Below are 19,070 nucleotides of genomic sequence, written 5' to 3'. Positions count from 1 at the left end.
ATCGGTGAACGGAACCCCGCAGAATGCTAGCCTTACGTCCCCAAATTCATCTTTCGGAACCACCACGATGGCAACGTTTACGGCACCGCTGCGCGAGATGGGCTTTGTCCTCAATGACGTGCTTCACATCGATCAGCTGACCAAAATTGATGCGTTCAAAGACGCGACGCCCGATTTCATCGAAGGCTTGCTCGACGAGGCCGCCAAGCTCATTCAGGGGCAGATCGCGCCACTCAATGAGCCCAGCGATGCCGTCGGCGCACAGTGGAAGGACGGTGAGGTGACTCTGCCTGAGGGCATGAAAGAGGCCTACAAGCTGTTTTGGGAGTCCGGCTGGGTGGGTTTGTCTAACCCAACGGAGTTCGGCGGCCAGGGGCTGCCGTATCTCATCTCGAAGGTGGTTGAGGAGATGCTGTGCTCGGCCAACGTAGCGTTCGCGTTGTATCCCGGCCTGACCACCGGCTGCTTTGAGGCCATCCTTGCCAGCGGCAGCGATGAGCAGAAACAAACCTATCTGCCCAAGCTCGGGACCGGCGAGTGGACAGGCACCATGTGCATCACCGAGCCGCACGCCGGCACTGACCTGGCGTCGATCAAGACCAAGGCGATCCCGCAGGACGACGGCTCATTCGCCATTGAAGGGGGCAAGATTTTCATCACCTCCGGCGAGCACACCATGGCCGACAACATCATTCACTTCGTGCTGGCCCGCCTGCCCGATGCGCCGGCAGGTATCAAGGGCTTGTCGACGTTCGTGGTGCCGAAGTTTCTCGTCAATGACGACGGTTCGCTGGGTGAGCGCAACGCCTTCCGCTGCGCGTCCATCGAACACAAGATGGGCATTCACGCCTCGTGCACCTGCGTGCTGGACTTTGAAGGCGCCAAGGGCTGGATGGTGGGGGCGCCCAACACCGGCATCCAGAATATGTTCGTGATGATGAACCTCGCGCGCATCATGGTCGGCTTTCAAGGCCTGGGTCAGTGCGAGCTGGCCACCCAGAATGCCATCGCCTATGCCCGCGACCGCAAGCAGGGCAAAGCCTTTAACGGCGAGCCGGAAATCATCCATCACCCCGACGTGCGGCGCATGTTGCTGCAGATGAAAGCCACCACCGAAGGCGCCCGCGTGATGGCCTACGAAACGTCGATGTTTGTCGACATTGCCCACCATCACCCCGATGCGGCGGTGCGCGAGGAAGCGCAGGACTGGGTTGATCTCAACACGCCACTGGTCAAGGCCTTCTGCACCGATTCGGCGTTTGACCTGGGCTCGACGGCGATACAGGTCTATGGCGGCCATGGCTACATCAGCGAGTACGGCATCGAGCAGATCGTCCGCGACTCGAAGATTCTCTGCCTTTACGAGGGCACCAACGGCGTTCAGGCGATGGACCTCGTCCGCCGCAAGCTGATGATGCACGGAGGCCGTCTGCCGAAGCGATTCATCGAGCGGGTGCGCGGCGCGCTGAATGAGGCTTCCGGTCACGATTTCATTACCGGTCCGCTGAAGGCGGCGGTCGATGCCCTGGCCGACACCACCGACTGGTTGCAGCAGTCATTTAAGACCGACCCCAACACCGGCGCTTTCGGTTGCGTGGACTATCAGCGTGCCTTTGCCCTGACCTATCTTGGCTACAACTGGCTCCGCATGGCGCAGGCCGCCGAGGCGCATTCAGATGCCGCGTTCAAAGCCAGCAAGCTGGCCACGGCACGCTTCTTTGCCAGCCGTATGCTTGGCCAGGTCCCGGCGCTGCTGGCCAATGTGCAAACCCCCGTCGATGAGTTGATGGAACTCGACGCCGCACTTGTTTAAGGAGGACCGCATGAGTGACCTTTTCAAAATTGACGTGCAGACCATCGACGGCAAATCGCAGTCGATGAATGACTATGCCGGCAAGGTGTTGCTGGTGGTCAACGTGGCCAGCAAATGCGGCTTCACGCCGCAGTACGAGGGGCTGGAATCGGTCTACAAGCAACTCAAGGATCGCGGCCTGGTGGTGATGGGCTTCCCCTGCAACCAGTTTGGCGCGCAGGAGCCGGGCAGCGAAGCCGAAATTGCCACGTTCTGCGAGACGCGCTTCAACGTCAGCTTCCCCATGTTCGCCAAGGTCAAGGTCAACGGCGAAGACGCCCATCCGCTCTACAAGCACTTGAAGGGCGAGAAGCCCGGCGTGCTGGGTACCGAGGGCATCAAGTGGAATTTCACCAAGTTCCTCGTCGACCGCAGTGGCCACGTCGTCAAGCGTTACGGCTCGGCCGACAAGCCCGAGAAGATCGCTGCCGATATCGAAGCACTGCTCTGAACGCTTAATTGGCGGCACTGCACCCAAAACCGGCGGCCCTCCGCCGGTTTTTTTTGGCCGCTGGTCTGCCGTTGACGCCCACCGGATCGGTGGAACCCGTCCGTCCGCCCTGGACGACTGCCGCTGTCTCCATAATGCCGCCCACAACATCAAGGTAAAGGTTCTCCATGCGCGTTCAGGATGCCAATGCTGGCGAACCCGTCAGCTGGCTCGCAAACCTGCGAATACAGACCAAGCTGCTGCTGGTCTTCGGGCTGCTCCTGACCGTACTGTTGCTGGTGCTGGCGGCGGTGTTCAGTGGTGCCAAGGAGCAAACCGAAGCGCGGCGATGGACGCTGCACACTTACGCGGTCATTGATGCCCAGCAGAAGTTCGTGATTGCCGTGCGTGACCTGCAGGTTGCGGTCCGCGGCTACACCCTGCGCAGCAATGAGGCCGACCTTGCCGGTCTTGAAGACGCCCAGGTGCGCGCCCGCCAATCCATCGACGAGCTGCGCACGATGGTGGTCGACAACCCGCTGCAGGTCACCCGGGTCGAGCAGATCGCCGACACCCTCAACCGCTATGTCGGACAGTCGATCACGCCGCACATCGATCGGCTGCAGACACTCAGAGCGCGCGGTGGCAATGGTCTGCAAGCCGATGTCGTCGCCGCAGGCGAGGCACAACTGGCGCAAGCAACGCCCGATCTACAACAACTGTCCGAGTTGACCGGCGCACTGGTTGGCCTTGAACGACGCCTGATGGCCGAACGCCTCGAGGCCCTGCGCGAATCCACCCGCGAGCTTCAATACACCCTGCTGGGGGCCCTACTGACGGTGATCGTGCTCACCGGCCTGGGCCTGTGGTTTGCCTCGCGGCAAATCACTGCGCCCGTCACCCATCTGACCGGCCTGATGACCCGGCTGGCAGAGGGGGAACGGCGCATCAATATTCCCGGCCTGACGCGGGAAGATGAAGTCGGCGCAATGGCCCGCGCCCTCAATGCCTTCAAGAAGCTGGTGATCACCAACCACCAGACCACCTGGGTCAAAAGTCACGTTGGCGAGTTATCGACGCAGCTGCAACAAATCAATGAACGTGGTGCATTCGGTGACGCGGTCATGGGCCGTATCGCACCGCTGGTCGAAGCGGGCGTGGCGGTGTTCTACGCTGCGGATGATGAAGGGCAGCATCTTGAACGGCTGGCCGCTTACGGGCTGCGCCACGGCCGGTCCGAACCCCGTCTGGCGCTCGGCGAAGGCCTGGTCGGCGAGTGCGCAAAGACACGCACCGTCATCCAGCTGTCCCCGGTTCCGGACCACTACGCGGCCATCGAATCAGGTACTGGCAACGCGCCGCCAAACGCCGTGATCCTGCTGCCACTGGTGCTCGCCAACCGGCTCGTCGGGGTGTTGGAATTCGCCTCCTTCACGCCATTCACGGCGGCGCAGATGCAATTGCTCGACGAGCTGCTACCGGTGGTGGCGCTGTCGTTCGACAACCTCAACCGCGCACTGAAAACCACCGACCTGCTCACCGAAACCCGGCGCCAGTCGGCCGCCCTCACGGCATCCGAGGAGGAGTTGCGCGCCCAACAGGACGAACTGCGCGCCCAAAACCAGACCCTGGAAACCCAGTCGGCGCAGCTCAAGGCCTCCGAAGAAGAGCTGCGCGTGCAGGCCGAGGAATTGCAGGCCACCAATGAAGAACTGCGCGAGCAGAGCGAAGCCCTCGGCGAGCAGAAAAAGCAGGTCGAAGCCGCCGAACGCGCCGCCCAGGAGAAGGCTGACGCGCTGGCGCGTGCCAGCCAGTACAAGTCGGAATTTTTGGCCAACATGAGCCATGAGCTGCGCACGCCGCTCAACAGCTTGCTGATCCTCGCGCGCGGGCTGGCCGACAACGACGACAACCACCTGTCGGCGGACGAAGTCGAGTCAGCCGAGGTGATCCATTCGGCCGGCACCAGTCTGTTGCGACTCATCAATGACATCCTCGACCTGTCGAAGATCGAGGCGGGCAAGATGGACCTCAGCCTTGAGCGCATGCCCATCGCCGAGATCACCAGCAATCTCAGCCGCACTTTCCGCAGCATTTCCAGAGACAAGGGCGTGGCGCTGGTGGTTGAGCACGACCCGGCGCTGCCCGAGGCCCTGGAAACCGATGCCGGTAAGTTGGAACAGATTCTCAACAACCTGCTGAGCAACGCCTTCAAGTTCACCGCCCAAGGACAGGTGACCTTGCGCGCCGCCGCCGCGCCGGGTGACCGCGTTCGCTTTGAGGTCAGCGACACCGGCATTGGCATCCCTGCCGATAAATTCCACCGGGTCTTTCAGGCCTTCGAGCAGGTCGACGGCAGTACCCGCCGCCAGTACGGCGGTACCGGCCTCGGGCTGTCGATTGCCCGCAGCATGGCGCAACTGCTGGGCGGTGATATCACCCTCGAAAGCACCCCCGGTCAGGGCAGTTGCTTCACCGTCACGCTGCCACTCAAGGCCGAGCGTATCGATGCGCCGGTCGCCGAATTCATCGCCGCACCCCGCCGCGTAGCCGCTGCTCCTGCAACGGCGCCTGCGGTGCTGCCCGCCCTGCCCGTGGCAACGGTTGACGATGACCGGCTGAAAATCACTGCGGGCGAAACAGTGATTCTGGTGGTGGAAGACGACGTTTCATTTGCCCGAATCCTGCTCGACACGGTGCGCAAACGCGGTCATCGCGGGCTGGTGGCCACCGACGGTGAGTCCGGCCTTGCCCTGGCTCGGCGCTTCAAACCCGCCGGTATTCTGCTCGACGTGATGCTGCCGGGCATGGGCGGCTGGGCGGTCATTGAGCAGTTGAAGGCCCAGACCGACACCCGCGCCATCCCGGTGCATTTCATCTCCGCCACCGAAGAGCGCAGCCGCGCGCTGGAGGCGGGGGCGGTGGGCTTTCTCACCAAACCGGTCGACCGTGAGGGCTTGAGCGGCGCACTGGCGCGCCTGCAGCACTTCGAACCCGGTCGGCTGCGGCGGGTGTTGGTCGTCGATGACGACAGCGGCGCCCGCTTGGCGGTGCGCAAGCTGCTGGCCAGTCAGCAGGTCGAGGTGCTTGACGCTGAAGATGCTGAAACGGCTTTGGCGCGATTGCGCGCGGACGGCGACGCCATCGACTGCATCGTGCTCGACCTGGGACTGCCGGGCATGGACGGTTTCAGCTTCCTTGAGCAGACTGCCGAGCTGCCCGAACCGCCGCCGGTGGTGGTCTATTCCGGCCGCGACCTGAGCCGCGAAGAAACCCTGCGGCTGCGGGCCCATACCGACAGCATCGTCATCAAGGGTGCACGTTCGCCCGAACGCTTGCTCGACGAAGTCAGCCTGTTTCTGCACAGCCTGCGACCGCCGCGCGACGCGGTACCGCCCTCCAAGGTTGACGCCACCCTTGCCGGCAAAACCGTGCTGGTGGTGGACGATGACGTGCGCAACATGTTTGCCATGTCCAAGGCTTTGCGCGCCAAGGGGCTGAATGTGGTCATGGCCCAGGATGGTCACAAGGCACTCAAGCAACTGGAGTCGGTGAGTGGCATCGATCTGGTGCTGATGGACATCATGATGCCGGGCATGGACGGCTACGACACGATGCGCGAGGTGCGCAAGAACCCCGCATGGACGCATCTGCCGATGCTGGCGCTCACCGCCAAGGCGATGCGCGGCGACCGCGAAAAGTGTCTCGAGGCCGGCGCCAACGACTACCTCGCCAAACCGGTCGATCTGGACAAATTGTTCTCGATGATGCGGGTCTGGTTGGCCAAGGCATGAGCGACGACACGGGCGCGTTGCAGGCCGCTGCCCTCGAGCGTTTCATCGATGCGGCCAAGCGTCGGCATGGCCTGGACCTAAGCGGCTACGCGCGCGCCTCGCTGCAACGCCGGGTGCAGCAGATGGCCGAACGGGACGGCCATGCCGACATTGACGCGCTCAGCGCCGCTGTGGAGGCCGGCGCCACCCAGGTTGATCACCTGATCAGCAGTCTGTCAGTGCCCGTCACCGAGATGTTCCGCAACCCGTCGGTGTTCAGCGCGCTGCGCGAGATGGTCCTGCCGATGCTCGCCTCTTGGCCGCACATCACCATCTGGCAGGCGGGCTGCGCGACGGGCGAGGAGGTTTATTCGCTGGCCATTCTGCTGCACGAAGCCGGGCTTTACGACCGCTGCCAGATCTTCGCCACCGACTTCAATGAGGCGGCGCTGGCCAAGGCACAGGACGGCATCTTCCCGGCGCGCGATGCCCGCATGTGGTCGCAGAACTACCAGCGTGCCGGCGGTCAAGCCAGCCTTGGCGACTATTACCACGCGGCCTACGACCACATCCGCCTCGACGCGCGACTTAAGGCCAACATTCATTTTGCGCACCACAACCTGGTCACCGACGGCGTCTTCTGCGAAGCGCAACTGGTGCTGTGCCGCAACGTGCTGATCTACTTCAATCGCGAGTTACAGCACCAGGTGCTGCAGCGATTTCGTGACAGCCTGGTGCGTGGCGGCTACCTGTGTCTGGGCAATCGCGAAAGTATTCACACGGCCCCGGCCGCACGCGATCTGGTCGCCGTCGACGCGGATGCACGCATCTATCGCCTTGCGTCGTCATGACCTCGATTGATGCCGTCGTGATCGGTTGTTCGGCCGGCGGCCTGCAGGCGCTCAAACAGATCTTGCCGACCCTGTGTCCGACCCGCGCGGTGCCGGTGCTGGTCGCCTGCCACACGGCCTCGGACGATCTGCGCGGTCTCTGCGACCTGCTGTCGGCAGTCAGTGCCTGGCCGGTCCGCGAGGCGCGCGAGCGCGAAATTGCCGCACCAGGGGTGATTCAGATGGCCCCAAGCGGCTATCACCTGCTGGTGGAACGCTCGGGCGAACTGTCCTTGTCAATCGACCCGCGGGTCAGCTTTGCCCGGCCGTCCATCGACGTACTGTTCGAGTCAGCCGCAATCGCGTACGGTACCCGCCTGGTCGGTGTGGTGATGACCGGCGCCAATCATGATGGCGCCCAGGGGCTGGCCAGGGTTCGACACGGAGGTGGGATCGGCGTCATTCAGGATCCGGACGAAGCCGAGGTCGATGTCATGCCCCGCGCCGCACTGGCGCAGGCCGGTGCCGACCAGGTGCTGCCACTCGTCCGGATCGGTCCCTTCGTTTCCCGGCTCATCGACCAGAGGTCAGAACCGTGACATCCGTACCCAAGCCCAAAATTCTGGTGGTCGACGACACGACCGCCAACCTGGTGGCGATGCGCCGGCTGCTGCGCACCATAGAGGCCGACATTGTCGAGGCCAATAACGGCGAATTGGCGCTGCGCGCGTGCATCGATGAAGAGTTTGCACTCGTGCTGCTCGACATCAACATGCCGGGCATGGATGGCTTCGAGGTTGCGACCCTGTTGCAGGAGGAAGCCAGCACACGCGACATGCCGATCATCTTTCTCACCGCGGCGTATGGCGATGACGTCAGCCGCCTGAAGGGCTACGGCGCCGGTGCGGTCGACTTCATCACCAAGCCGGTGGAGCCGGCCATATTGCTGTCGAAAGTGCGGGTGTTCATGGAGCTGTACCAGCGTCGCCTCGAACTGCAGGTCGCGCTGGACAGCCTCGCCGAGCGCAATGTCGAGTTGCAGGCCGCCCAGCAGGCCCTGCAGCACCAGGCGCATCACGACGGGCTCACCGGACTGCCCAACCGCAGTCTGTTCCGCGACCGGCTGGATCAGGCATTATCGATGGCGGCCCGTCACCAATCCTCGTTCGCGGTGCTGTACGTCGACATCGACGGTTTCAAGCCCGTGAATGACCGTCTCGGCCACGACGCCGGGGACCGGGTCCTGAAGGAGATTGCCCGTCGGCTGAGCGCTCAGATGCGCGATTCCGACACCGTGGCACGGCTTGGCGGCGACGAGTTCGCCATCATCGCCAACGATGTCGGCCAGCCCGACGAGCTGCTGACACTGGGCCGCAAGCTGTGCGCGCGCCTGAGCGAGGATTACGGGCTCGCGGTGCCCGCCGGCGAGCCCCCCCTGATACTGGGCGCCAGCATTGGCATCGCGGTCTATCCGCGCCATGGCCTCGACGCCGAAACCCTGCTGCACGCAGCCGATGCCACCATGTACGAGGCCAAGCACGGCGGCAAGGCGCACGCCCTGATGGCCGCATCGCCCACTTGATTCTTTGGCCCTAACCCAAACTCCGCGTTCACTGGATACACCCTCATGATCACGTCGGTTTATGCCGCCCTGTTGGGCCTGCTGTTCATCAGACTCAGCGCCCTGACGATCCGCGAGCGGCGCCGCGCCAGTGTCGCCCTCGGTGATGCGGGTGACATCGGCCTGCAACGCACGATTCGTGTCCATGCCAATTTCAGTGAGTACGTTCCGATCACGCTGATCCTGATCTACATGATCGAATCGCTCTACGCCCTGCCGGTGCTGGTGCACCTGTTGGGACTGGGCCTGCTCATCGGCCGGCTCTCGCACGCCTATGGCGTCAGTCAGCCGAGGGAGGACTTCCGCTTCCGCATCACGGGGATGGCCCTGACTTTTTCGGTGATCGGCATCGCGGCGCTGACGCTACTGGGCATGCCCGTGCTTCGGGCGATGATCTGATTCGTCCGGCTTGCCGGCGCTCATAACTTTTCACGTTATCCATATTGATTGCGCATTCACGCCTGCACTTTGACGTGTTCCTACCGCCGTTTCGATTAACCTCTGGCATCCCTGTCAGCGAACCCCTTCGATGAGCCTCGTCGCCTTTGCTGCTCCCATCACCACGCTGGTGATGATCGTATTGCTGGTGGCGCTGTTTCGCAGCCGGATCGCACCGGATGCGCTGTTCATCGGGGCCGTGGGGGTTTTGATGCTGACCGGCGTGCTGACCCCGCGCGAGGCCTTCAGCGGCTTTGCCAACGAGGGGGTTTTGACGGTGGCAGTGCTGTACATCGTCGCCGCCGCCATCAAGGAAACCGGCGGCGTGCAATGGATCGTGCAGAACATTCTGGGCAAGCCCGGCGGCATCTGGCAGGCCCAGCTAAGACTGATGCTGCCCGTCACCCTGTTCAGCGCCTTCCTCAACAACACGCCGGTGGTGGCAATGCTGGTGCCGGCGGTGTCGGAATGGTCGCGGCGTCACAGTCTGCCGGCCTCGAAGTTGTTCATTCCGTTGAGCTATGCCGCGATTCTCGGCGGCACCTGCACCTTGATCGGCACCAGCACCAACCTGGTGGTCAACGGCATGTTGATCGAGGCCACCGGCAGCGGCTTCAGCCTGTTCGGCTTTGCGGCCATCGGCGTGCCGGTCGCCCTTGTCGGCATGCTGACCATCGTGATCGCCACACGTTACTTTTTACCTGACCGTAAGCCGCTCACCGAGCAGGTCGAAAACCTGCGCGAGTACGTGGTCGAGATGCTGGTCGATGCCACCGGTCCACTGCCCGGCAAAACCATCGAGCAGGCCGGGCTGCGCCATCTGCCCGGCTGCTATCTCATCGAAATTGCCCGCGGCGAAGAGCTGCTGTCCGGCGTCGGCCCGACGCAGAAACTGGCCGCAGAGGATCGGTTGATGTTCGTCGGCTCGGTGGATTCGGTGGTTGACCTGCAGAAGATTCGCGGCCTGATTCCGGCCACCAACCAGGTGTTCAAGCTTTCGGGGCACCGATCGCAGCGACAACTGGTGGAGGCGGTCATTTCAGAGGTGTCACCGCTGAACGGCATCACCCTCAAAGAGGGTGGCTTTCGCACGCGCTACAACGCTGTGGTGCTGGCCGTGTCGCGCCTTGGCGAGCGCGTACCCGGCAAACTCGGCGCCATTCGTCTGCGGCCGGGTGACACGCTGCTGATCGAGGCCGGCGACGGCTTCCTGACCGCTCAACAACATTCGCGCGACTTCTATCTGGTACGCGCCATCGATAACGCTGCCCTGCCCCGGCACGACAAGGCCCCGCTGGCGCTCGGGATCATGGGCGCGATGATTGCGGTGGCCGGCTTTGGCCTGTTGCCCATGCTGCACGCCGCGCTGGCAGCCGCTGCCGCACTGATCGCGACGGGCTGCCTGCGCCTGCACGCCGCACGTTCCAGTGTCGACATGGGGGTGATCGTTGTCATCGCCGCCGCCTTTGGTCTCAGTGCCGCGCTCGACAAGACCGGCATTGCGTCATTGCTCGCCGACAGCCTGCTCACGATCGCCGGTGATGGCCGCATCGCGGTGCTCATCGCCCTGTTCACCGCCACCGCGCTGCTCAGCAGCCTGATGACCAACAACGCTGCAGCCGCGCTGGTGTTCCCCACGGCCATGAGCATGGCCACACAAACCGGCATCGAGCCCATGTCGGCTGCGCTGGCCGTGATCTTTGGCGCGTCAGCCTGTTACATCACCCCCATCGGTTACCAAACCAACCTGATGGTGATGGGTCCGGGCGGCTATCGCTTTGGCGACTTTGTCGGGATCGGTACCGTGCTGACAGTCATCACTGCCGTCGTTTTCGGTGTTCTGATCTGAACAATCTTCCGAGTACCGATTCAAAATCGCGGTGGTGGAATAACCCGCCAGATACGGCAAGACCACCACCTCGCCGCCCCGCGCCTTGACAGCGCTCGCGCCGGCAATTTGATCCGGCGCGTAGTCGCCACCCTTGACCAGCACATCGGGCGCGAGCTGCTCGATCAACGCGGCGGGCGTGTCTTCCGAAAATGCCAGCACATGGTCGACGAAGCGAAGCGCGGCCAGCGCCGCCATGCGGTCGTCGAGTCGGTTGACCGGCCGCGTCGCGCCCTTGAGCCGCCGCACGCTGGCGTCGTCGTTGACCGCCACCACCAGCCGGTCACCCAGCGCCCGCGCCGCTTGCAGATACTGCAGATGCCCGCGGTGCAGCAGGTCGAAGCAGCCGTTGGTCATGACGATGCGTTCGCCACGATCTCTGGCGTGCAACAGTGTCTCGGTCAGCGTCAGGGCTTCGGGCGCCATCACCGATGCCTCGGGCACCGCGAGTGCCGTCCGCAACTCAGAAGCAGTGACGATGGCGGCGCCGAGCTTGCCGACCGCAATGCCGGCGGCGAGGTTGGACAGCCGGCAGGCCTCCTCCAGGTCAGTGCCCGCCGCCAGCGCGGCCGCCAGCGTGGCAATCACGGTGTCGCCCGCGCCGGTCACGTCGAACACCTCGCGGGCCATCGCCGGTAAATGCAGCAGGGGTCGCGCGGTGCGGATCAACGTCATCCCTTGAGCGCCGCGGGTGACCAGCAGGGCATCGAGTTGCAGGTCGGCCCGCAGCGCTTCCCCCCGTGTCTGTAGCGCCAGGTCATCGGCGCAGTCGCCGACCATGGCGGTGAACTCGCGCCAGTTGGGGGTGAGCATTGTCGCGCCCCGATAACGGCGCCAGTCGACGCTCTTGGGGTCGATCAGCACGGGCTTGTGCGCCGCCCTTGCTGCCGCAATCAGACCCGCGACACCCGACAGCGCACCTTTGCCATAGTCCGACAGGACCACGATGTTGGCCGCCGGCAGCACCGCCGCGAAGCGGCTGGAAAGCGCCGCAGCGCTGACCTCATCGGCGACGGCCTCGCCGTCAAAGTCGATACGCAGCAACTGCTGGTTCTGCGAGATCACCCGCAGCTTCTCCGTGGTTTTGGTGGTCTGGCTCTGGATCAACAGCGCATCGACCCCGCCCATTTGTAGCCGCTGGCTCAGCACGCTGGCCGCAGTATCGTTGCCGACGACGCCGATCACTGTGCAATGGCCGCCCAGTGCGGCCACATCCACCGCCACGTTGGCCGCGCCACCCGGGCGTTCGGTCTGGCTGCGAACCTGCACGATTGGCACCGGCGCTTCAGGCGAAATGCGCTGGGCCAGGCCTTGCCAATAGCGGTCCAGCATCACGTCGCCGCAGACCAGTACGCGGGCACGGGAAAACTCGGGGAGAGGCATCTTCGTATACTGCAGCGGTCGAATGGTTCTATTTCATCACGATTATTCCGTGGCCTCCGCTCCCCTCACGCCGCCGCGCCGAATTCTGATGATCCGGCTGTCCGCCCTTGGCGACCTGGTCTTTGCGACGACGCTGTTGAACGGCCTGCGGCGCCAGTTTCCGAAGGCGCAGATCGACTGGCTGACGCAGACCGGATACGCCGAGCTGCTCGGCACCCAGACCGCCCTTGACCAGGTGCTGGACTGGGATCGCCACGCGTGGCTGCGCAGCTTGCGACAGGGTCGCTGGATCACATTGTGGCGCGACATGCGCGCGTTTCGCCGCGTGTTGCAAGCGCGCGATTACGACTGGGTCATCGATGGTCAGGGGTTGTTCAAGGCGCGCCTGCTGGCCTGGATGGCGGGCGGTCGCTGGCGGGTTGGACCGCGCTCCAAGGAGCCGGGACAGTGGTTGATGCACACCTTGCTGGCCGCGCCTGGCGACAACGACGCGCGCATCGCCGCCAGCCATCGCGTCGGCCTGCGCGAACTCACCGGCACTGACGGCGAGGCCCCGCGCCTGGATCGGCCTGCCGGTGTCATCACACCGCCCATGGCCGCCAATACGCTCGTCCTGGCGCCGTTCACCACCCGACCGCAAAAGCACTGGCCTGAAGCGCACTGGGTTCATCTGATCACGCGTCTGTCAGCACGCGGCTTCGAGCTGATGATGCTCGGCGGCCCGGCAGATCGCGATGCCGCGCAGCGCATCATCGGCGCCCTGCCCGCGTCGGTGCGGCTCGACAATCGGGTCGGCGACACCTCGCTGGTCGAGGCCACCCGGCTCATCGCCGACTGCCGCGCGGTGATCGGTGTCGACACCGGGCTGACCCACATGGGCATCGCCTTCGACCGTCCGACCGTGGCGATTTTTGGCTCGACCCTGCCTTACCGCAACGGTGCGCGCGCGCCGCTGGCGGTGGAATGGCTGGGGCTGGACTGCAGCCCGTGCAAACGCAGTCCGACCTGCGGCGGCGCGTTCACCTGCTTGCAGGCCTTGGGCCCAACCCGCATCGAGGCGGCTCTGCTGCAGATCCTCCGCTAGGGCCGCGAAGGCTTCCGCAGCTCGGGCGCGAAACGCGCGTCTGGCGCGGCGCCGCTGACCTGCAGGGTCCAGAGCGCGGCGTACTTGTGATACGCGTACTGGCTGAGCACCACAGCCAGCAGAAAGCCGCGGCCGCCGTCGAGCACCAGACCGCGCACCAAGTACTGCACAAAGAATTCCCAGACAAAGCGCAGCACTGGCGTGACCACCGTGGTGCGTTTGCCGCGCGCATATTTCTCTTGCGCCAACAGCCATGCGTAGTGGCTGTGCTTGTCGACCATGTGGCGATAGTTGCGATAGCTGTCGTGATCGAGCCGGCCGCTGAAATGACCGACCGGCCCCGGCGGAAAGCGCAGCGTTTCATGGACCTGCACCTGCGGAAATTCGGCGCCTTCTCGGCGAAACAAGCGTGCCTGGGGACTGGCATAGCGACCCCCGCGGCGCAGCCGTTTGCCGAAAATGATCGGCCCCCAGGGCATGCGGTACACCGCACAGGGGACCGACGCACTGGCCAGCTCGGCGGTGATCTGGTCGCGCAATGCCGGGGTGACGCGCTCGTCGGCATCCAGCGTGAAGACGTAGTCGCCGCGCGCTGCCTCAAGCGAACGCTGCCGCTGCGGGCCGTAGCCGGGCCAGTCGGTTTGCCAGACCCGGTCGGTGTAACGACGCACGATCTCGAGCGTGCCGTCGGTGGAGCCGGCGTCGAAGACGATGATCTCGTCGGCCCAGTCCTGCACCGACGCCAGCGCCGGCTCGATGCGGTCAGCCTCGTTCTTGCAGATCATGCACACCGACAAGGTGTGGCGACGCGGGGCGCGCGGCATCAGCGGCGGTGGATCAGACGACACCTGAGACTCCTGAAGGGCATAAGCCATGCTAAGCGTTGAGGTGTCGAACTGGCACGGACGCGCCCTCGCCCGCTCACCAGAACGTGACGAGCAACACGCCCACCAATGCGACCAGCCCCCATGCCAAAACCTTGAGCGTCGCCGACTGCGGCGGCGTGATGTCGTCCGCCAACGCCAGATCTGCCGCGCTTCTGAGACGTTGCAACACCACCGCCACCCCCGCCGTGAACAGGCACAGCGCGCCGGCGATGATGGTGAAGTGAATGCCATGCCAGTCCAGTTGCGCCGCGACAAACAAGGCGGCGCTGAGGCCGTGACCGATGACCACTGCGCGTAGGGCCGCCGCACTGCCCAAGCCTGGCCAGAATCGACCCAGCAGAAACACCGCGACCAGCGGCGGCGTCACGTAGGCGAAGCCCTGCTGCAGGTAGTTGAACAAGCCAGGGAACCGGTCGATCAGCGGCGCCCAGAGGGCCGCGAACACCATCAATCCAAGCGTGATCCATCGCCCCAGCCGCGCTTGCGCCTCGGCCGACATGCCAGGGCGGCGCGGACGAACGAAGTCGACGGTGATCAGGGTCGACGCCGAGTTGAGCGCCGAATCGACACTGGACATGATCGCCGCCATCAGCCCCGACAGAATCAAACCGGCCAGTCCCACCGGCGCCAACTCGCGAATCAGGGTCGGGAACACCTGGTCGCCACGCTCCAGATCGGTGAACAAACTGACCGCAAGCGCGCCCGGCAACACCATCAGGCCCAGCGGCAAAAGCTTCAGCCCCGCCGCCAGCAGCGCGCCCTTGGTTGCCTGCTCGACATTGCGCGCGCCGAGGATGCGCTGCGCTACATACTGGTTCATTGTCCAGTAGTAAAAGCCCAGCACCGGTACGCCGATCAGCAGGCCCAACCACGGCATGGCCGGGTCATCCAGCGGCCGGACGAGGGACAGGCGGTCGGCGCCCACCGTCTCGCGAATCACCGTCCATGAAAAATCAAATTGGGCGAGCACAATGCCGCAGAGGATGGCCGAGCCGGTCAGCAACACGACCGTTTGCAGCACATCGGTGTAGACCACCGCGCGCAGGCCGCCGGCAACCGTATACAGGCCTGCGAAAATGGCCATGGCGGCGCAGGTCCAGCCCAGTGTCAGCCCGGGCATGAAGGTCATCAGCACCACTGCGCCAGCGTACAGGCTGCCGGCGGTGTCGAGCACGATCGACAGCAGAATACTCACCGCCGACAGATAGCGCCGCAGACGGCCGTCGAAGCGCTGCTCCAGCCACTCCGGCACGGTGGTCACGCCAGCACGCAACAACCGCGGCATGATGAAGAACGCGCTGAACACCAGCACCAGCGCCGCCATCCATTCGTAGTTGGCGACCGAAATGCCGGTTTCCCACGCCGCACCCGGCAGCCCGATCAGCGTGGTCGACGAAATGTTGGACGCGAACAGCGACAACCCCACCACGCCCCAGCCCAGTGACCGACCGGCAAGAAACAGATCGTCGGCAGTGGGTGAGCGCCGCGTGACCCGCCAGCCGATCACGGCCACCACCAGCACATAAACCGCCATGACCGCGTAGTCGGCGCCTTGTAGCATTGCGCGTCCCGATTGAATTGGCCGATGACCCTACCCAGTCACGCCACGGCGATCAAACCCGGCCCCCAGTCATTCGAGTCCTTCGCCATCTCCCGATTCGATCATGGCACCGCTTCAAGCGTCCGCTTCTGGGCGTCGCTGGACACCGCGGCGGGCGGGCTCATTGCCACGCCCTGGGGCGAGGCGTCGTTCTATTCGACTTGCATGCGCCGTTGCTCACATCACGCTGATCGCGGGTTGTGACGGGCCTGCATTGTGGGTTTCATCAAACTCACCGCCGGTTCTGATGGTCCTGCTGGCCGGGATTGCCCCCGGCGGGGCAGTTCCTTTTCTTGAAGCACCAAGAAAAGGAACCAAAAGAAGGTGCCCCACTGCCGGGCCCCGCTGTCGCGGGGTGCCCTGCGCTTCTCGCAGGTGCGGGGCCTCGCTTCAACTCGCTTCGCTCAAACAACCGCGAGTCTGTTCCCGCCCCTGCTGCGATGCTCGGCCCGGCCAGACGGGGGTTGAACAGCAAAAGCCGAAGCGTGAGGGTGCGCTGCTTTTGCTTTTGACGTTCTCCCCCTTTGTTTCGGCCGAGCATCGCAGCGACAGGCGATCAAGGCTTGCGCTTGTCTGAGCGAAGCGAGTTTGCGCAAGCCCGCCTGGCGCGAGAAGCGCAGGGGCCTTTGGGCTGCAAGCCCAAAGCCGAAACATGGGGTGGCTCTTTTGCTTACTTTTCTAGCAGTAGAAAAGTGAGTGCCCCGCCGGGGGCAGTCCCGGCCACTGAGCCATCAAAGCGGGCGGTGAGGGTCATGAAACCCAGCCCGCCAGCAGGCCCATCAAAACGAGCCGTGACGGTCATGAAACCCACCAATGCTGGCCATCAGAATCAGCAGGGCACCAAATATGACGCGCGACCGAGCATCGGCGTGTCGGACTGAACCGAGCCTGCCACTACAAAACAGAAATCACCCCAGCGTCACCACGCTGTTCAACAACAACCGCACCAGCATGGTCTGCCGCGTCACACCGGTCTTGCAGAAGATCGAGCGAAGATGCGTGCGCGCAGTATTCCGTCGCACGTCCATCTTGTCGGCCGCCTCGTCAAGCGTGAAACCCTCGGCCAGCAACAGCGCGAGCGCCGCCTCTTTGCGGGTCAGGCCGAACAGCCTGCGCACCAGTTCCTGTGACGGCTGGGGCACGTTGGATTCGGCATCACGCAGGAACATGACCGCTGCCGAACGTCGCTTGCTCTCGGTCCATTGCCCCATCGGCACGGCTCGAATCAGGATGCCCAGGGGCGCGCGACCCGACGGCCGGGTCACCGAGATGGCCTGGACCACCGAGGCGCCGTCGTTGCCGCGCGCATCGGTCAGGGCCAGCTTGATCAAGCGCAGCATCTCGCGGCTTTCCTGCGCGTTGCTGACGCAGAGCTTGTTATCGGTCAGCCACAGGCCATCACGCTCAGCGAGAATGCGGCGTGCCTCCTGGTTGGTTTCGAGAATCTCGCCGTCTTCGGCGAAGCTGACCATGCCGAGCAACATGCGATTGACCGTACCGGCAAACAGTTGCCGCTCGCCTTCCAGAAAATCCAGCCGGGTGTGCAACTGGATGGACCGCTTCAGGTGCGGCAGCACGAAACCGACGAGTGCTTTGTCGGCATCGCTAAAGCCGGCCTCGTTCTCGGCTCGCGTGACGCGAAAGCGACACTCGACACCGTCACGGGTGTAGATGTCGGCACCCAGCAAATGGCGAATGCCCAGCGGCCGCAGGTATTCGAGGTAGATCGGGCTGTCGAGCCACTGCTTGCCGATCAGCTCTTCGGCCGTGACCACCTGTCCCTCACCAAGACGCACGAACGGGTCGAGCGAGAAGAAGTGGTTCTCGTAAGACTCCAGCCCCTGCGTGGTCACCGGCCCCGTGTTGATCATGATGCCGGTGTTGTCCGACGACGGCGGCCGCAGCATCAGTGTGACGTGCGCTGCATTCAGATGGCCGCGCAGCAGTTGCATCGCGCTTTGCCATGGCGGTGATTCCAAGGCACCGTCATAGAGCGCGCCAACCACCTCATTAAGCGCCGCAAAATCAATCGGCAGCCCCGAGTCGATGCCGCCCGGCGCGACATCCATCACGCTGTGCGGAACAGGCTGACTGGCGAGACCTCGCGACGAAGGCACCATGTAACGCTTCTCCTCAGAGACCGCTGGAGTCGGTCGTGTGGGCTCTGATTAATGGCCCTTGAGAGCTGTCTTCGCGGCTTGCACGAGACAGCATTGATGCGACCGAGTATAGGCCAGAGATTCCGCCTTGCCGACGTAAAAACGGCCCTATCGAACGGCTTTTCACGAGTGTGCCCAAGGCCTCCACCTCGGCCTTCACCCGGACGGACGATTCTGCGTCGCAGACCTCGCCGGATGATCGCGCATCGCCTTTCGCGATTCCCCATTTTCGGAGCCTCCATGATCGACGACGCGCACATGAAAAAGGCCATGCAGGCCTACATCGACCATTTCAACCGGGCCGACCACGCCGCCATCGCCGGGCTGTATGCCGATGACGCCACCGTCGAGGACCCGGTTGGCAGTCCGGTCAAGACAGGCAAAGACGCCATTGCCGCGTTCTACAAAATGGCCGTGTCCACCGGCGCCAGGCTCAAGCTCGCCGCCCCCATTCGAGGCTCCCACGGCAACGCGGCGGCGATGGTATTCGAGGTGCAGCTGAACATGCCGGAAGGCGAGGCCGTGATTCGTGTAATCGACGTGATGACCTTCAACGACGCCGGCCAGTTCTCCTCGATGAAGGCGTACTGGAGCCGGAGCGACATGGTCGTGCTTTCGGGTCCAGGCGCGACAAAGTCATGACGCTGGAGGCGTTGGCCGATCAATGGGCATTGCAGCGGCTGGTGATCGACTACGCGGACGCCATCGACCATCGCGACTTCGACCGACTCGACCAGATCTTCACGGCCGATGCCTACATCGACTACCGCGCCATGGGCGGCATCGACGGCCGTTATCCCGAAATCAAGACCTGGCTGGTACAGGCGTTGGCTCACTTTCCGCAGTTCATGCACTTGGTCGGCAACCTGCGCTTTGACGTGAACGGCGACGTCGCCACCGGCCGCGTGAGTTGCTTCAACCCCATGGTGTTGCCCGAAACCTTGGCGGGCACCGAAGGCCACACGATGTTCCTGGGTCTCTGGTACGACGACGAATATCGGCGCACGCCCGAGGGTTGGCGCGTGACCCGCCGCGTCGAACGCAAGTGCTATGCATTCAATGTGCCCGACGCCATGCGCGCGGCGCTGGCGACGCCACAACCCGGCGTCTGATATCTGCCGGGTC

The 19,070-nt window shown here is 64.0% G+C and carries 14 protein-coding genes and 1 pseudogene; 11 read left to right on the top strand and 4 right to left on the bottom strand.

Annotation, left to right across the window (positions count from 1 at the left end):
* Positions 1-67 precede the first annotated feature (67 nt).
* The 8 genes and pseudogenes from U741_RS0111340 to U741_RS0111305 form a co-directional block, all read left to right on the top strand.
* On the top strand, positions 68-1,813 hold the full coding sequence (locus U741_RS0111340) for an acyl-CoA dehydrogenase family protein (RefSeq protein ID WP_029890587.1): 1,746 nt from the start codon (positions 68-70) through the stop codon (positions 1,811-1,813).
* Between the two features lie 10 nt (positions 1,814-1,823).
* Positions 1,824-2,303 (top strand): glutathione peroxidase, encoded by a 480-nt coding sequence (locus U741_RS0111335; protein ID WP_029890586.1) that lies wholly within the window; start codon positions 1,824-1,826, stop codon positions 2,301-2,303.
* A gap of 167 nt (positions 2,304-2,470) precedes the next feature.
* Entirely contained in the window at positions 2,471-6,076 is a 3,606-nt protein-coding gene (locus U741_RS0111330; RefSeq protein ID WP_043110269.1) for a response regulator, read from the top strand.
* Entirely contained in the window at positions 6,073-6,906 is an 834-nt protein-coding gene (locus U741_RS0111325; protein WP_029890584.1) for a CheR family methyltransferase, read from the top strand. Before U741_RS0111330 ends, U741_RS0111325 begins: the two co-directional genes overlap by 4 nt.
* Positions 6,903-7,484 (top strand): chemotaxis protein CheB, encoded by a 582-nt coding sequence (locus tag U741_RS0111320; RefSeq protein WP_029890583.1) that lies wholly within the window; start codon positions 6,903-6,905, stop codon positions 7,482-7,484. The genes U741_RS0111325 and U741_RS0111320 overlap by 4 nt, the downstream gene beginning before the upstream one ends.
* Positions 7,481-8,467: a diguanylate cyclase domain-containing protein gene (locus U741_RS0111315; RefSeq protein ID WP_029890582.1), complete on the top strand. Its 987-nt coding sequence runs from the start codon at positions 7,481-7,483 to the stop codon at positions 8,465-8,467. Before U741_RS0111320 ends, U741_RS0111315 begins: the two co-directional genes overlap by 4 nt.
* Positions 8,468-8,512: 45 nt before the next feature.
* Positions 8,513-8,905: an MAPEG family protein gene (locus U741_RS0111310; protein WP_029890581.1), complete on the top strand. Its 393-nt coding sequence runs from the start codon at positions 8,513-8,515 to the stop codon at positions 8,903-8,905.
* A gap of 130 nt (positions 8,906-9,035) precedes the next feature.
* Positions 9,036-10,721: pseudogene (locus U741_RS0111305) on the top strand (SLC13 family permease); the annotation flags it as partial.
* Here the strand turns inward: U741_RS0111305 and hldE are convergent.
* Positions 10,653-12,215, bottom strand: a complete 1,563-nt coding sequence (gene hldE, locus U741_RS19725) for a bifunctional D-glycero-beta-D-manno-heptose-7-phosphate kinase/D-glycero-beta-D-manno-heptose 1-phosphate adenylyltransferase HldE (protein WP_235200324.1) — start codon at positions 12,213-12,215, stop codon at positions 10,653-10,655. The pseudogene U741_RS0111305 and the gene hldE sit on opposite strands and share 69 nt — an antisense overlap.
* A gap of 49 nt (positions 12,216-12,264) precedes the next feature.
* On the opposite strand from hldE, the gene U741_RS0111295 reads away from it, so the two are divergent.
* Positions 12,265-13,299, top strand: coding sequence for a glycosyltransferase family 9 protein (locus U741_RS0111295; RefSeq protein WP_043110565.1), 1,035 nt, complete (start codon positions 12,265-12,267; stop codon positions 13,297-13,299).
* Here the strand turns inward: U741_RS0111295 and U741_RS0111290 are convergent.
* The 3 genes from U741_RS0111290 to U741_RS0111270 form a co-directional block, all read right to left on the bottom strand.
* Positions 13,296-14,147, bottom strand: coding sequence for a glycosyltransferase family 2 protein (locus tag U741_RS0111290; RefSeq protein WP_235200322.1), 852 nt, complete (start codon positions 14,145-14,147; stop codon positions 13,296-13,298). The two genes, U741_RS0111295 and U741_RS0111290, sit on opposite strands and share 4 nt — an antisense overlap.
* A 73-nt stretch (positions 14,148-14,220) precedes the next feature.
* Positions 14,221-15,747 (bottom strand): sodium:solute symporter family transporter, encoded by a 1,527-nt coding sequence (locus U741_RS0111285; protein WP_052378725.1) that lies wholly within the window; start codon positions 15,745-15,747, stop codon positions 14,221-14,223.
* 947 nt (positions 15,748-16,694) lie between these two features.
* Positions 16,695-17,906, bottom strand: coding sequence for a helix-turn-helix transcriptional regulator (locus U741_RS0111270; protein WP_052378724.1), 1,212 nt, complete (start codon positions 17,904-17,906; stop codon positions 16,695-16,697).
* A 279-nt stretch (positions 17,907-18,185) separates the two neighbouring features.
* Here U741_RS0111270 and U741_RS0111265 point away from each other — a divergent pair, with 279 nt between their 5' ends.
* Together U741_RS0111265 and U741_RS0111260 are read left to right on the top strand one after the other, a co-directional pair.
* The gene (locus U741_RS0111265) at positions 18,186-18,587 is read left to right on the top strand and encodes a nuclear transport factor 2 family protein (RefSeq protein ID WP_029890573.1); all 402 of its coding nucleotides are present in this window, start codon (positions 18,186-18,188) and stop codon (positions 18,585-18,587) included.
* The gene (locus U741_RS0111260; RefSeq protein WP_029890572.1) at positions 18,584-19,057 is read left to right on the top strand and encodes a nuclear transport factor 2 family protein; all 474 of its coding nucleotides are present in this window, start codon (positions 18,584-18,586) and stop codon (positions 19,055-19,057) included. The genes U741_RS0111265 and U741_RS0111260 overlap by 4 nt, the downstream gene beginning before the upstream one ends.
* The last annotated feature ends 13 nt before the right edge of the window (positions 19,058-19,070 follow it).

Source organism: Polycyclovorans algicola TG408 (assembly GCF_000711245.1).
GTDB classification, from domain to species: Bacteria; Pseudomonadota; Gammaproteobacteria; order Nevskiales; family Nevskiaceae; genus Polycyclovorans; species Polycyclovorans algicola.
This window is presented reverse-complemented; position numbering and strand designations above follow the sequence as displayed.